The sequence below is a fragment of the Mangrovicoccus sp. HB161399 genome, from assembly GCF_013184745.1.
Classification (GTDB): Bacteria; Pseudomonadota; Alphaproteobacteria; order Rhodobacterales; family Rhodobacteraceae; genus Mangrovicoccus.
The window spans coordinates 20134-34995 of sequence record NZ_JAATVU010000006.1 but is presented as its reverse complement, the minus strand read 5'-3'; the positions used below and the strand labels follow the sequence as shown (position 1 = coordinate 34995).

At 71.1% G+C, this 14862-nt stretch carries 13 protein-coding genes; 5 read left to right on the top strand and 8 right to left on the bottom strand.

Translation table 11 applies throughout. The features are described 5' to 3' along the window. Window positions 1-4 precede the first annotated feature (4 nt). The gene (locus tag HCC78_RS04625) at window positions 5-592 is read right to left on the bottom strand and encodes a TetR/AcrR family transcriptional regulator (protein WP_172327572.1); all 588 of its coding nucleotides are present in this window, start codon (window positions 590-592) and stop codon (window positions 5-7) included. A gap of 139 nt (window positions 593-731) precedes the next feature. Between HCC78_RS04625 and HCC78_RS04620 the strand changes: the two genes are divergently transcribed. The 4 genes from HCC78_RS04620 (at window position 732) to HCC78_RS04605 (ending at window position 4978) form a co-directional block, all read left to right on the top strand. Then, entirely contained in the window at window positions 732-1220 is a 489-nt protein-coding gene (locus HCC78_RS04620) for a (2Fe-2S)-binding protein (protein WP_172327571.1), read from the top strand. Then, complete coding sequence (locus HCC78_RS04615; protein ID WP_172327570.1) at window positions 1217-2272, top strand: xanthine dehydrogenase family protein subunit M; 1056 nt, start codon at window positions 1217-1219, stop codon at window positions 2270-2272. The genes HCC78_RS04620 and HCC78_RS04615 overlap by 4 nt, the downstream gene beginning before the upstream one ends. Continuing rightward, on the top strand, window positions 2265-4511 hold the full coding sequence (locus HCC78_RS04610) for a xanthine dehydrogenase family protein molybdopterin-binding subunit (protein ID WP_172327569.1): 2247 nt from the start codon (window positions 2265-2267) through the stop codon (window positions 4509-4511). Before HCC78_RS04615 ends, HCC78_RS04610 begins: the two co-directional genes overlap by 8 nt. 95 nt (window positions 4512-4606) lie before the next feature. After that, window positions 4607-4978, top strand: coding sequence for a response regulator (locus HCC78_RS04605; protein ID WP_172327568.1), 372 nt, complete (start codon window positions 4607-4609; stop codon window positions 4976-4978). A 2695-nt stretch (window positions 4979-7673) separates the two neighbouring features. Here the strand turns inward: HCC78_RS04605 and HCC78_RS04600 are convergent. From HCC78_RS04600 to HCC78_RS04570, 7 genes are all read right to left on the bottom strand, one after another. Next, window positions 7674-8066 (bottom strand): CBS domain-containing protein, encoded by a 393-nt coding sequence (locus HCC78_RS04600; RefSeq protein WP_172327567.1) that lies wholly within the window; start codon window positions 8064-8066, stop codon window positions 7674-7676. Between the two features lie 3 nt (window positions 8067-8069). Beyond that, window positions 8070-9284, bottom strand: a complete 1215-nt coding sequence (nqrF, locus tag HCC78_RS04595) for an NADH:ubiquinone reductase (Na(+)-transporting) subunit F (RefSeq protein WP_172327566.1) — start codon at window positions 9282-9284, stop codon at window positions 8070-8072. Continuing rightward, window positions 9281-9892, bottom strand: a complete 612-nt coding sequence (nqrE, locus tag HCC78_RS04590) for an NADH:ubiquinone reductase (Na(+)-transporting) subunit E (protein WP_172327565.1) — start codon at window positions 9890-9892, stop codon at window positions 9281-9283. Before nqrE ends, nqrF begins: the two co-directional genes overlap by 4 nt. Beyond that, entirely contained in the window at window positions 9889-10542 is a 654-nt protein-coding gene (locus HCC78_RS04585; protein WP_172327564.1) for an NADH:ubiquinone reductase (Na(+)-transporting) subunit D, read from the bottom strand. Before HCC78_RS04585 ends, nqrE begins: the two co-directional genes overlap by 4 nt. Continuing rightward, the gene (locus HCC78_RS04580; protein ID WP_172327563.1) at window positions 10542-11342 is read right to left on the bottom strand and encodes an FMN-binding protein; all 801 of its coding nucleotides are present in this window, start codon (window positions 11340-11342) and stop codon (window positions 10542-10544) included. The genes HCC78_RS04585 and HCC78_RS04580 overlap by 1 nt, the downstream gene beginning before the upstream one ends. Beyond that, window positions 11335-12111: an RnfABCDGE type electron transport complex subunit D gene (locus HCC78_RS04575; protein WP_172327562.1), complete on the bottom strand. Its 777-nt coding sequence runs from the start codon at window positions 12109-12111 to the stop codon at window positions 11335-11337. Before HCC78_RS04575 ends, HCC78_RS04580 begins: the two co-directional genes overlap by 8 nt. 175 nt (window positions 12112-12286) lie before the next feature. Then, window positions 12287-13549, bottom strand: coding sequence for a Na(+)-translocating NADH-quinone reductase subunit A (locus tag HCC78_RS04570; protein WP_172327561.1), 1263 nt, complete (start codon window positions 13547-13549; stop codon window positions 12287-12289). A gap of 138 nt (window positions 13550-13687) precedes the next feature. Between HCC78_RS04570 and HCC78_RS04565 the strand changes: the two genes are divergently transcribed. Further along, window positions 13688-14854: a cytochrome C gene (locus HCC78_RS04565; protein WP_216671027.1), complete on the top strand. Its 1167-nt coding sequence runs from the start codon at window positions 13688-13690 to the stop codon at window positions 14852-14854. Window positions 14855-14862: the final 8 nt, after the last annotated feature.

The following is a 14862-nucleotide window of genomic DNA, read 5'->3' as shown; positions in this document are numbered from 1 at the left end:
CGGGTCAGCGGCCGTCCGGCAGGCAGGTCATGCCGTCGATGAAGATGTCGAGCATCCGCGTCACGGTATCCCGCCAGCCCTCGATGTCGCGGGTGTAGCAGACGCCGACGAAGACGCGCAGCATCTCCTCGGGGCTGATGTCGCTGCGGAACACCCCCTCCTCGCGGCCGCGGTCCAGCAGCAGGCCCGCGGTGGCGCGCATCCGATCGGCGGCATCGGCGAAGGTCGGGCAGTCGCTGTCAAGGGCCGGGGCCAGCGCCGACAGCATCCCCTTCTTGGTCGCCACCATGCCGATGAAGCCGCGCATCCAGGTCCGGAGCGCCTCTTCCGGCGGCAGCCCGCCGAGGCTTTCGGCCATCGACACCATCTGGTCGGCTTCGCGCATGTAGACCGCCTGGAACAGCGCCTCGCGGGTCGGGAAATGCCGGTAGAGCGTGCCGATGCCGACGCCGGCGCGCTTGGCCACCGCCTCCAGGCTGGCCTCCGGCCCGCCCGCCGAGAATACCTCGCGTGCCGCCGAGAGCAGCTTCTCGCGGTTCCTCAGCCCATCGGCCCGCGGCTTGCGCCCGGTTCTTGCGGTATCCTGCCCCATTTGTCCTTCCGTCAAGTTTCGGACTTGATAAACGGAGGCACCCTCCGTATAAAGAGGTTGCCGCGCACGGCCAACATGCCCTGCCACGCCTGCAATTGATATAGCGCGGCTCCCGGAAATCGACAAAGACGGAGACGAAATGACCCTCTCCATTACGCTGACCGTCAACGGAACGCCGCATCATTTGGCGCTCGATGACATGCGGGTCACGCTTCTCGACCTGCTCAGGGACCGCCTGGGCCTGACCGGCACCAAGAAGGGCTGCGACCGCGGCCAATGCGGCGCCTGCACGGTTCTGGTCGACGGCCGCCGCCTGAACGCCTGCCTGTCGCTCGCCGTCCAGCAGGACGGCGCCGACATCGTCACCATCGAGGGACTCGCGCCCGAAGGCAGCCTGCATCCCGTGCAGGAGGCGTTCCTGGAGCATGACGCCTTCCAGTGCGGCTATTGCACGCCGGGCCAGATCATGAGCGCCGCCGGGCTGATCGCCGAGGGCGCCGACGGCACCGACATGGAACGCATCCGCGAGGGCATGAGCGGCAACATCTGCCGCTGCGGCGCCTATCGCGGCATTGCCGAGGCGGTGGCCGAGGCCGCGCGCAAGGCAAGGACGGAGGCAGACGCATGAAATCCTTCGAGTATCTCCGGCCCGAAACGCTGGACGAGGCGCTCGCTGCGCTGTCGGATCCGGATGCGGCCTCGCTTGGCGGCGGAACGAACCTCCTGGACCTGATGAAGCTCGGCGTGGCCGGACCGGAACGGATCGTCGACCTGGCCCGCCTGCCCGGGCTCGACCGGATCGAGACCCTGCCCGACGGCATGACCCGAGTCGGCGCACTGGTGCGCAATTCCGACCTGGCTGCCGATCCCGGTTTCGCCGCCGCCTTCCCGATGGTGGCGGAGGCGCTGCTGTCCGGGGCCTCGGCGCAGCTGAGAAACGCCGCGACCGTCGGTGGCAACCTGATGCAGGCCACGCGCTGCGCCTATTTCCAGGACCCGTTCGCCGCCTGCAACCGCCGCGCGGCGGGCTCTGGATGCGACGCGCTCGGCGGCGCGAACCGCGGCCATGCCGTGCTGGGCTGGTCGCCCGCCTGCATCGCCGTGCACCCGTCCGATTTCTGCGTGCCGCTGGCCGCGCTCGGCGCCGAGGCCGAGATCGCAGGTCCTTCGGGGACCCGCCTGGTTCCCCTGGCGGAATTCCACCTTCTGCCCGGCGAGGAACCGCACCGCGCGACCGCGCTGGAGCCCGGCGAGATCGTGCTGGCGCTGCGCCTTCCCGCCGCCGCCGCGGGCTTCGCGGGGAATGCGCGCTACCTGAAGCTGCGCGAGCGCACCTCCTATGCCTTCGCCGTGGTCTCGGCCGCCGCTGCGCTCAGGATCGAGGACGGGACCGTCGCGGCGGCGCGCCTGGCGCTCGGCGGCGTGGCCGCGCGGCCCTGGCGCTGCAGCGAGGCCGAGGAGGCGCTGGCCGGAAAGCCCGCCACCGCCGAAAGCTTCGCCGCGGCAGCGTCCATTGCGCTGTCCAATGCCGCGCCTTCCGGGGCGAATGGCTACAAGATCGTGCTGGCGGAGCGGCTGCTGGCCCGGACCATGGCCGCCGCCGCCGCAGGCACGCCTGCAGAAATGCCCGCCCTGCCGGGCTCGCTGATGGATGACACCGGGGAGGCTGCCCATGCCTGACGATTTCGCAAGCCAGTCCCATATCCGGCTGGGATCGAATTCCGGAAAGCCGCAGACCCGGCTCGACGGCATCGCCAAGATCACCGGCAGCGCCACCTACGCCGCCGACAACGCGCCCCAGGACATGATCTGGGCGGTCCATGCCGGAGCGCCGGCCGCCCGCGGCAAGGTCGTCGCGCTCGACACCGCGGCGGCGCTGGCCCATCCCGGCGTGATCGACGTGATGACGCCGGAAAACCGTCCGGAGCTGGCCCAGGACCCCGATGCCCGCGCCGAGTTCTTCGCGATGAAGATCGACGTGCTGCAGAACGATGCCGCCCGCTATGCCGGCGCGCCGGTGGCGCTGGTGCTGGCGGAAACGCTGGAGGCGGCACTGGAGGGCGCGCGGCTGCTCGCCCCGCAGGTGGAGGCGGAGCCCGCCCGGATCGGGTTCGGCAGCTCCGAACCGTACGAGCCGCCCTTCGTCGGCTTCGGCAGCCCGGCGAAGACCGTCACCGGCGACATGGAGGCCGGCTTCGCCGCCGCCGCGCAGAATGTCGAGGTGGAGATCGAGACCCCGCCCCAGTACCACAACGCGATGGAGCCCCACGCCATCGTCGCGCAGTGGGACGGCGACCGGCTGATCCTCGACACGCCGAACCAGGCGATCGTCATGTCCTGTCCGATGTTCGCCGCCTATTTCGGCATCCCGCCGGAGAACGTCCATATCCGCAGCCCCTATCTGGGCGGCGGCTTCGGATCGAAGGCGGTGATCAACGCGCCGCAGATCCTCGCCTGCCTGGCCGCGCGCCAGACCGGGCGGCCGGTGAAGCTGGTGCTCGGCCGCTCCCAGATGTTCGGCCCCGTCGGCCATCGCGGCGCCACGAAGCAGACGCTGAAGCTGGGGATCGACGGCGAGGGCCGCCTGACGGCGCTGTCGCATCACGCGGTGGCGGCGACCTCGGCCTTCGACGATTTCCTCGAACCGGCAGCCAATGCCTCGCTGAACACCTATGCCTGCCCGGCGATCTCGGCGACGCATGCAGGCAGCCGCTGGGACATCGGCACGCCCGGCGCAATGCGCGCCCCCGGCGAGGCCTCGGGTTCCGCCGCGCTGGAATGCGCGATGGACGAGGCAGCCCATGCCGCGGGCCTCGACCCGCTGGAGTTCCGCCTCCGGAACTACGCCGAGACCGATCCGGCGAGCGGGCGGGCGTTCTCCTCGAAGGAGCTGCGCGAATGCTACCGGCTCGGCGCGGAGCGCTTCGGCTGGGCCGGGCGGCCGCTGGAGCCCGGGCAGATGCGCGACGCCAGGGGACGGCTGATCGGCTGGGGCATGGGCACGTCGCTGTTCCAGGCGCCGATGTTCCGCGCCGAGGCCCGCGCCACGCTGCGCGCCGACGGCACCGCGGTGGTGGAGACCGCCGCCGCCGACATGGGCCAGGGCGCCTGGACCGCGCTGGCGCAGATCGCGGCGGACGGGCTGGGGCTGGACCTCGCGCAGGTCGAGTTCCGCTCCGGCGACTCGAAGCTGCCCGATGCCGGGATCGCGGGCGGCTCGGGCCATACCGCAACAGCGGGCAGCGCGCTCTTCTCCGCCGGGCAGGATGTCGTGGCGAAGCTCGCCGCGCTGGCGCTCGCGGATCCGGATTCGCCGCTGCACGGCGCCGGGAACCAGGCGGTGACCGCGCGCGACGGACGCCTGTTCCTCGCCGCCGACGAAAGCCGCTCGGCCAGCTATGCCGACATCCTCGCCAGCGCCGGGCAGGAGGCCCTGACCGGCAATGGCGAGGGCGTGCGCAATCCCAAGGATGCCGAAGAGCGCGCGATGTTCTCGCATGGCGCGGTCTTCGCCGAGGTGGCGGTCGATCCCGACCTGTTCCAGATCCGGGTCACCCGGCTGGTCGGCGCCTTCGCCGCCGGGCAGATCATCAACCCGAAGCTCGCCGAGAGCCAGCTGCTGGGCGGGATGGTCTGGGGGCTGGGCTTCGCGCTGCACGAGGAAGGCATCCACGATCCGCGCACCGGGCGGCCGGTGAACGGCGACCTCGCGGGATACCACGTTCCGGTCAATGCCGATTTCGTGCAGATCGAGGCGCTGACCGTCCCGGAGGCCGACCCCTATGTCAACGCGCTCGGCGTCAAGGGCGTGGGCGAGATCGGCATCACCGGCTCGGTCGGGGCCATCGCCAACGCGGTCTGGCACGCCACCGGCAGGCGTGCCCGGCGCTTCCCGATCCATGTCGAGGACCTGCTCTGACCCTCGGGGAGGCCTCGCGTTAATCCTTTGGGAGGACTCGCCCCCTACCCTGCGCTCCGGTCCCTCTGCGGGCCGGGGCCGGGAAAGGGACTTCCATGACGACAAGCGCAAAATCCGTTCTGCTGGTCGATGACGAGCAGATGCTGCTCGACATGACCGCCATGGCCTGCGGGGCGGCGGGCTTCACCGCGATCAAGGCGCTCAGCGGGCCCGAGGCGCTGGCGCAGCTGGCCGAGCATCCCGAGATCGGGCTGATCCTGACCGATATCGGCCTGACCCGGGAAATGGACGGCTTCGCGCTGGCCGCCGAGGCGCGGCGGATGCGCCCCGATCTGCGGCTGATCTTCTTCTCCGGCTATGGCGACCAGGCGGAGCGTCCGGCCGAGTTCTCGGACGCAAAAGTGCTGGGCAAGCCGGTGCCCCTGGCGGTCCTCCGCAGCGAAATCGGCGCCGCCCTGACGGGCTGAACCCGGCCGGCCGGGTCCGCACGGCCGCAAACAGCGGGCTCCGCGCCCCCCAAGCATGACATCCCGAACCGCCGCGCCTTGGCGACGGCCTTTCCCGCGGCACCGTTCGCTTGGCCAGCGGCTGCATGTCGAAGGCAAGTGGGTGGGCCGACGACGCCTGTCCCCATGCAATTGTCCCAGGCCAACCGTGACCCGGATGCCGGCAGCCGTGAAGCGGTTCCGGAGGATAGGGCAAGGGTCCTAGGTCCGAGCGCAACCGTGCATGGCCAGGATCCCGGCCCCGGCAACCAAGTGGTCGGAGACGCGTGGCAACGGCGGGGCGCGATCTCTGGTCCTGGAGTAGCTCATGATTTGCCACTGCTTGCTGGCACCCCGGGCTGGCCGGTCGGCGGCAAGAGCTTCGCCGACCGGCGCGAAGGGATCCGGCGCCATGTCCCCGACACGCCGGACCGTCCGGTCCCCGGCCAGCGCCATCGGGATCGCTCCGTCAGGTACATGGATCGCCCCCGGGGAGCGAGGGCAGGACCGCCGTCGGCGCGAAAGCCACCCCGGTGACAGGCGACCGTCTGCCTCCGTCGTCCGGACGCGCGGCCGGGCTTGTGCCATGCAACCTTGGCCGCTGCCGGGTCAGGAAGGCTATCCAGGCAAGCACATCCTCGTCGGCCACGTCCCCGAGCGCGGCCGGATTCGGGCGCATCTGGTCGACCGCCTCCGGGCCCCTGCCCTGCCGCAGTCCGACCGGGCGAAGACGGCAAGGGCCGGGCCTGCGCCGACCCTGGCGTCGATCTTCCGGCGACCGTGGCGGCAGCGACTACAGGCATGCGCCGGGACGCTCCACCGGAAATCCAGCAGCGCATCGCCGCCACCGGTCCGGGACCCATGCCGACCGCAGTGCTTCCAAAGCCGGAGAGCATGCGCGCCGCCGCCGCCCTGATGCCCCTGCACGCGCCAGAGGCCGCAAGTTTCCCGCAGCCGGAGCCGCGGAGGAGCAGATCGCCAAGAGAAGAACCGAAAAACATGGCGCCAGGGGCGCCGCGAAAGTCCCGTATGCCAAATCACCGGCGAACTCAGGGAGAACGGGTGCGGCGCCAAGGTGGACGCAACCTGCGGACGCCGCGGCATCGGCTCCGGCACGTTCTGCAATGAGCTGAGTCGCGCCGATGGCCCGAGCGGCATTGACGGATGCGCGGGAAGTTCGGCGGCATGGAGGCCAGCGGGGCCAAACGGCTGCGTGACCTCGGGGCCGGGAATGCCAAGCTGGAGCGGACAGAGCCTTTGTTCCTCGGAGTTGACCATCGTGCCACCATCGCTTCAAGCCAGATGCGCGGCGACGAATGCGGGCCTGATGCTCGACATATCGGCGATGAAGGAGCGACTGGAAAAGCCCGGGCAGGCACACCAGTCCGAATGCCTGCCCGGACGGCAGGCCTGTGGCTCGGAGACGGCCGCGGGCCACCAGAAAACTGAGTTCGGCCTCCGCGGACGCAGCGCCTGCCAGTTAGTGGGGCTTGCGCGCTCCGTCCCGCAATAGCGGCCTGCCGTCCGCAGCCACGGGGCCGCCGCGACATGCACAAAAGCGCGGGCCGCGGAAAGCCGGCGCCGCGGCGACTAGCGCCTACATGCATTTCTTCGCCGGGAAAGGCCGGTGGAAAACCGCAAGCGCACCTGCCGGCTCTGGCCGGCCGAAGGCCTGCCGGTGCGAACCAGGAAACGCCGCAAGTGGCCCCGGCGGGACCATGTGCCGCTGGCGGTGCCGGATCGTCCAATGCTGAGGTGGCCGCTGCACTTCGCTGGCGATCAGCTGGCCGACCGCAGGCGCTTCATTCGCCATTGCCGCTCGGACCGATGGCGCAGCATGCCCATTGCTCGACATCGCCGATGATCGCGGCCGCGTCTGCCCCGGCCGGATGGCCGGCGTCTCGAGCTCCGGGGCGCGGCTGGTGCGGTTCCCCGGCGAGCTGGCGCTGAGCCCGAACGAGGTCTCGTCCTCGGGTTGCCAATGGCAGCGCCACTGGTCCGAGCGGCCACTGGCGACGGACCCGAGGGCACAAGCAAGGCGATGCGCGCCCGGGCTGAGCGCACCAGTGTCGAGCATTGCTTCATCGAGCCCGGCAAGCCTTCGCCGGGAGCTTAACCGGCACCCGCCGCTGGTTCAGGCCGCTCCGGCACGCCCGCGAGGAGATCCACCGATGGCCGGATCGCAGCCCCCGCGCGCCGCATTCCGCGCTAGAGAACCTGTCGCCGGCCAAATGCCTGATGAAGGCCGCAGCTCGGCACTTGAACCCGATCGGAGGATTGCAGCTCAGACCCGCCCGGATGACGGGGGAAGATCAGCGGCGGGCGCGTTGGCCACGGCCCAGCGGCCGCCCTGGTCCTCCACCGCGCAGGAACCCGAAAAGGCCATGAAGGATGCCGGACCGGACCTTCGCCTGCCGATCCATGCCTCCAGCCCCACGGACCTCAGGGCGTGCCGGTCGCCACGCAGGCCAACGCGCGCCGCCTGGAAAATGTCGCACTCGAGGCACTGGCGGCCCGCTGCGCCGCCCTTTCGCCACACCGCCGGGGAACGGAACTGGCCGCACCCCGACGGCCATTCCGCGCGGGACCGCGAGGTCAGGGCTGGCCCGATCCGGCCGCCCTCGGGTTGGCGCGCTGCGGGCAGCCGGGTCGGGCCTTGCCGCCCTGCCGTCCCGCGCTATCCGCGGGCAAGCAGCGCCGCCAGCAGGTCGGCACGGCTCAGCATGCCGACCACCCGGCCCTCCGCCACCACCGGGAAGGCGCGGTGCGGCAGGTCGCGGAAGGCCTCGGCCGCCGCGACGATCTCGGTCCCGGCATCCAGCACCGCGACCTCCGCCGTCATGTGCTGCGCCACCGTGTCGGACCAGCGCTGGTAATAGGCCGCGCTCAGCGCCGGGCCGAAACAGTCCTTCTGGGTCAGGATGCCGGCCAGCTGCCCCTCCGGCGACAGCACAGGCGCCGCCGAGACCCGCGCCGCCACCAGCCGCGTGACCGCCTCGCGCATCGGCATCTCCGGCGACAGCGCCAGGAACTCGCGGCGCATCACCCCGGCAATCGTCTCCTCCGCCATCGCCTATCCTCCGAAATCGTCGCTGAAGATCCGCTCCGGCTCCACCCCGGCCTGGTCGAGCGTCCGGCGCACCGCGGCGATCATCAGGGGCGGGCCGCAGAGATAGTATTCGCAGTCCTCCGGCGCCGGATGGCGGCGCAGCGCGGCCCCCAGCGTCTCGTGGATGAAGCCGGTCGCCCCGGTCCAGCGGTCGCCCGGTGCCGGGTCCGACAGCGCGGGCGTCCAGGAGAAATTCGGCCGCTCGCGCGCGATCGCCTCGAATTCCTCCGTGTAGAACAGGTCGATGGCCGAACGCGCGCCGTAGAAGTAGCTCATCTTCCGCGGCGCGCCTGCCGCGACCTGCTCGTGGATCAGCGCGCGCAAGGGCGCCATGCCGACCCCGCCGCCGACGAAGACCATCTCGCGCTCCGTCGGCTGGACGTGGAACTCGCCATAGGGCCCCGACAGCTCCATCGGATCGCCCGGCTTCAGCCCGAAGAGATAGGAGGAAACCAGCCCCGGCGGCACCGTCTCCTCCTGTCCGGGCGGCGGCACGGCGAGTCGGATGTTGAACACCGCGCGGCCGCGGTCCTCGGGGCGGTTGGCGATCGAATAGGCCCGCGTCACCGGCCCCCGGGCGGACGCCGCCAGCCCGCGCCAGCCCGCGTCGTTCCAGGTCTCGGCAAACTCCTCCGGCACATCGATGCGGGAAAACGGCAGCCGGTAGGCCGGGACGGTCAATTGCATGAAGCTGCCCGCGCGGAACTGCAGGTCCTCCTCGCCGGGCAATTCCAGCACCAGTTCGCGGATCAAGGGCGCCAGCATCCGGTTCGAGACCACCCGGCAATGGCGCGTCTCGACATCGAGCAGCCCGGCGGGCAGCTCGACTTCGACCGGCCCCTTCACCGCGACCTGGCAGGCCAGCCGGACATGGTCGCGCCGCTCGCGCGCCGACAGCATCCCCTTCTCGGTCGCGCCGGGCTCGCCCGCACCATGGGCGGTGACCCGGCAGAGCCCGCAGCTGCCCTTGCCGCCGCAGCCCGCCGGGATGCCCAGGCCCGCATTCTGCAGCGTCAGCAGCAGCGTGTCGCCCTTCCTCGCCTCGATCCGGCGGTCGCCATTGACGGTGACGGTCGCGGCGCCGCCCGGCACCAGCCGGTCGCGCGCCGCCAGCAGCACGACGGTCAGGACCAGCAGCAGTCCGACGATGACGGCAAGCCCCAGCAGGATCTCGGTCATGGCGCCACCATCTGGCCGAACGCGGCGAAGCCCAGCGACATCATCCCGGCCAGCATGAAGGTGATGCCGAGGCCCCTGAGCCCGCCGGGCAGGTCGGCATAGGCCAGCCGCGCCCGGATCGCCGACAGCATGATCACCGCCAGCGCGAAGCCCGCGCCGCTGCCGAGGCCGAAGACGAAGGATTCCGGCAGGCTGTAGCGCCGCTCCACCATGAAGAGGCTGGCCGCGAGGATCGCGCATTGCACGGTCAGCAGCGGCAGGAACACCCCGAAGGCGGCGTGGATCGCCGGCGCGAAACGTTCCAGAAGCATCTCCAGCATCTGCACGGCCGCCGCGATCAGCCCGATGAAGCACAGGAGCGACAGGTAGCTGAGATCGACCTCGGGCAGCCCCGCCCAGGCCCAGGCGCCCGGCGCCAGCACTGCGGTGTAGAGGATCTGGCTCAGCGGCACGGTGATCCCCATCACGCCGATCATCGCGATGCCCAGCCCCACGGCGGTGCCCGGACGCTTCGACAGGGCGAGGAAGGTGCAGAGGCCGAGGAAGAAGGCCAGCGGCATGTTCTCGACGAACATCGCGCGCAGGAAGAGATCGCCCAGACCGGTCATGGCCGCGCCTCCTGCACCTCGGGCGGGACGTGCTCGGGCGCCTCCTGCTGTTCGGGGAAGGCGCTGCGCAGCGCCCAGACGGCGAAGCCGAGGATGAAGAAGGCCGAAGGCGCCAGCAGCATCAGCGACAGCGGCGTGAACCAGCCGCCCTGCTCCGCCGTGGGCAGCACGGTCAGGCCCATCAGCGTGCCCTGGCCGAACAATTCGCGGATCGCGCCGACAGCCAGCAGGATCGCCGAATAGCCCAGGCCGTTGCCGAGCGCGTCGATCATCGAAGGGAGCGGCGGGTTCGAGCGGGCGAAGCCCTCGGTGCGGCCGAGCACCAGGCAGTTGGTGGTGATCAGCCCGACGAAGACCGACAGCCGCTGCGAGATCTCGAACAGGTAGGCCTGCAGCACCTGGTCGATGACGATGACCAGCGAGGCGACGATGACGATCTGCACGATCAGGCGGATCGAGTTCGGCAGGTGGCGGCGGATCAGGCTGACCGCCAGCGACGAGAGCACCAGCACGACGGTCAGCGAGGCGGCCATGGTGGCGGCGGTCTCCAGCGAGGTCGTCACCGCCAGCGACGAGCAGATGCCGAGGATCTGCACCGTCACCGGGTTCCGGCCCAGCAGCGGCTCGGTGAAGATGCGCGGCAGGGCCATCAGAATTCCCCCCGCTTCACCGCGGCGATCAGCGGCCCGTAGCCCTGCGGCCCCAGCCAGAAGCGGATGATCCGGCTCATCGCATTGCTGGTCCGCGTCGCGCCGGTGATGCCGTCGACTTCGTAATCGGTCGTTGCAGGTCCCTTGGCGACCGCGAAGCGCATCTCGCCCGAGGCGTCCTGCCAGCGGGTCCCGGCAAAGCTTTCCTGCCAGCGCGGCTCCTCGATGCGGGCACCGAGGCCGGGGGTTTCCGACTGCGCGGTGATGGCGATCCCGGCGATGGTCTCCATGTCGCCGTTGACCGCCAGCATCGCGTCGATCGGGCCGTTGTAGCCCGCGCCCGCGATAGGCAGGATCATCAGCCGGATCGCTTCGCCCTCGCGCAGAAGGAAGACCTGCGCGTAATCGGGCCGGTTGCCGATCCCGGCGACGTCCTCTTCCGGGCTGAGCGCCGTCCAGTTGGCGGTGTCCATCAGCGCGCTTTCCAGCGTTCCGGGCGTCACGTTTTCGGCGGCGCGGCCGCGGGCGAGGTCGATCACCACGGTGGACAGCTGCGCCTCCTCCGAGGCGGCCAGGATGTCCGACATGCCGGGGATGGCGGCCAGCAGCGCCTCCAGCCGGGCCTGCGTCTCGGCGGCGCGGTTGGCGGTCTGGACCGGACGCAGCAGAACGGTCGCGCCCGAGACCAGCAGCGTGCAGAACAGCGCGGTCAGGAAGGCCACGAACACGGTCTTCCCGCGGCTCTCGTTCGGCTGCGCCAGCATCCGCTGCCAGGCATGGATCGGGTTCAGGTCAGCCATGTCGCCGTTTCCTGTCTTTGAGCCAGAGCGTGATCGCGATCTCGTCGCACAGGGGCGCCGCGAGCGAGACGAAGAGCGCGGCCGAGACCGCAAGCTGCACCGGCGCCGCCCCGGTCCAGAGCGCCAGGAAGAGCGAGACGAGCGCGCCATAGAGCAGCCCGTTCAGCCAGCGGCCGAGCCGGGTGGAGGCGGAGGCGACCGGATCGGCGACCAGCAGCGCCAGCACGCCCGCCACGGCTGGGAAGACCGCCGCGACCGGCAGGCCCGCCAGCCAGCCCGCGCCGAGAGCGAGGGCCGCGCCGAAGACCAGTCCGGGCGCCATGATGCCGGTGCCCATGCCGATCGCCAGCGCGGGGACCGCCGCCCAGCCGATCTGTACCGGCAGGTCGGGCCAGGGCGCGGCGGGAAAGCCGAACCCCATGAAGGCCAGCGCGACCGTGGCGGGGTTCAGCACGTTGCGCCCCCAGCCGCCGAAGGCAAGTTCAGCCACCACCACGCCGAAGCTGGTGGAGAGGATCAGCGCCACCGGCCCCAGCTCCTCCGGCGCGAGGACGGCCAGCGCCAGCGCGGTGACGGTGCCCGCCAGCGAGGGCGGCTGCGCGCGGGCGAGCATCCACATGACGTGCCAGGCCCCGGCCACGGCCAGGAAGACGGCCAGCCGCAGCAACCCTGCCGCGCCTTCGAGCCCCAGCCAGACAGCGCCCACCGGCAGGAGCGCCATGATCAGCAGCTCCGCCACGGTTTCCCGGTCCCAGATGCCGCGGATCATGCGCGCCTCCCCTTCATCCGGTCTGCCGCGCGCGGCCGGTCCGGGACGGCGGCCCCTGCCCGCCGTGCCGCGCCGCCATCATGCCCGGCTCCCAGAGCGGCAGAGGACGGCGGCCGGGCCAGCGCGCGCAGCTGCAGGCGCCCGGAACGGGCGGGCGAAGGAACGGGTTGGGCCGTCATGCCGCTTCCTCCGCCTCGATCCGCTGCAGCAGCCCGCCGAGCAGTCCCGACAGACGCGGCTCGGCGCAGGTCACGTAATCGGCCAGCGCCAGGTCCTCCTCCAGCAGCGACAGCGCGCCCAGGCGCGCGGCCGCCTCGCCGTCGCCCGCCGAAAGCGCCCGCAGCAGCGGCATCGCCGGGACCACCCCGCCGAGCGCGTGCTCCACGGCCGCGGTCGGGATCAGCGGCAGCGGCCGCGAGGCGCCCTTCAGCGCGCGCAGGAACCAATGCGTGCGGCGGCGCGGATCGGCGGGCAGCGCCACGGTCGCCTGCCGGTCGCGCGGCAGCAGCCAGCGCGACTCGCGCCCCTCCAGCACGGACCCCGACAGGATCACGTTGCGGCCGGGCTTCAGGTGGCCCTGGGCCAGCCCGCGCAGGTCGGCCCAGGCCTGGGTTCGCACCAGCCGCGCGTCGCGCAGCGCGCCGCCCGCCACCGAGACCAGCCGGGTCTCGCGCAGCATGCCGGTCTCCAGCAGCTCGCCGATCGCGGCGACGTCCTCGGCAGCAATGTCCCAGACCGGGCGGCCGATCGCCGCCGGGAAATGCCGGTGGATCTGGAATCCCGCCAGCCCCCAGGGGTGCAGCGCCCGCGCAGTCACGACCCGCACGCCCGGCGGTTCGGGCAGCCGCGCCGGCCCCTCGGCCCGGCAGAGGAAGACCTGTTCGGAGGCCAGGCACTGCAGGGCGGCCAGCCCGCGGGCGAAGGCCTCTTCCGCGCCCGCGACGGCGCGGACCGGATCGGGCGCGCCGGGCCGGGTGTCGAGCGCCATGGCGAAGATCGCGGCCGGAACGTCCTCCGGTCCCGGCATCCGGCCGAAGGGGCGCGAGCGGAAGGCGGACCAGAGCCCCGAGGCTTTCAGCAGCTCGCGCAGCGGTCCCGCGGCCGCGTCGCCGGGCAGGACGTGGCGGTGGCGCCCTGCCGCCGGTTCGCGGAACAGCGTGACGCGGCGCAGCCGGTGCCCCGGCCCCAGTTCAAGATGCCCGACCCGCCCGGCCATCGGCGCGGCAAGCACCGTCCCGGCCGGGTTGCGCAGGCGCAGCAGCGGCGCGCCCTGGGCCAGCACCGTGCCTTCCGCGGCCAGCGGCTCGACCCGCAGATCCTCGGCCAGCGACGCCAGCAGGGAGGCTTCCTCGGTCAGCACCGTTTCCGGTTCCGTACCGCCGGCACTCTCCGGCTGAGCCACGTTCAAACCCTTCGACCAGAAACCCGGCACGGACATCTCCCGGCGGTGCACCCAATTCCCGAAACCCGACAATAGCCGCTTTAAATCCGTATCTTAGATACATCTTGATATGACTCATCGTCGGTGCGAGCATGTTAACACTTCCTAACCGAGAGTGATCAAGCGATAATTGCCATGCCGGTCCGGACCTATTTCACCGCCCTTTTCGCCGCCGCCCTGACGGGGCTGATTGTTTCCACCGCCGCCCCGGCGCAGGAGACGGAGGCGGCACCGGAAACCGGCATCTCGACCTTCGTCATGCCGCGCAGCGGGCCCTATTCGCCGGACCGGATCGCCATCCCGAATGCGCGCGCCATCGCCGCCTGGATCCGCTCGGGCCATTCCAACGCGACCTCGGAGGCCTTCACCCATTGGGACGCGGACGGCGCGATCCCGCCGAACTGCTCGGTCTGCCACTCCGGCGCGGGATTCCGCAGCTATCACGGGCTGGACGGCTCGCCCCCCGGCCTGCCGGAAAACCCGGTGCCGGTGGGCGGCGTGGTCGATTGCGCCACCTGCCACGATCCGGGCATGGGCCAGATCACCGAGGTGAAGCTGCCGTCGGGCGCAATGCATCCGGTGACCTCCTCGGCCGAGGCCGCCTGCGTCACCTGCCACCAGGCGCGGACCTCGGGGGCGAACGTGACAAAGGCCGTGGGCGACCTGCCCGAGGACGAGGTCGGCCCCGAGCTCAGCTTCGTCAATCCGCATTACGCGGGCGCGGCGGCGTCGAATTTCGGCAGCTACGGCAAGCTCGGCTACCAGTATGGCGGCAAGACCTATACCGGGCGCTTTTTGCATGCCAAGCCGGTCTCGGGCTGCCTGAGCTGCCACGATCCGCACAGCCTGGAAGTGACCGAGGACACCTGCCTGATCTGCCACCAGACCGGCGACGACCAGGCGATCCGCATCTCGCGCCAGAGCTATGACGGCAGCGGCGACACGGCCAAGGGCATCTACGAGGACATCAAGGCGAATTCCGCCACGCTGATGGCCGCGATCGAGACCTATGCCGCAGAGGTTGCCGGGGTGCCGGTGGTCTATGACGGCGCGCACCACCCGTATTTCTTCGCCGATGCCAATGGCGACGGGCTGGCCGACCAGCAGGACGGCAAGCCCGTGCGCTACAATGCCTGGACGCCGCGGATGCTGAAGGCCGCCTACAACTGGAAGGTGGTGAATGCCGACCAGGGCATCCATGTCCACAATCCGCATTACGCGCTGGAGCTGCTCTACGATTCCACCGAGGACCTGTATGCGGCGACCGGGGGCGATTTCGCGGCGCTCGGCCTCGCCCGCTGACATCCGGC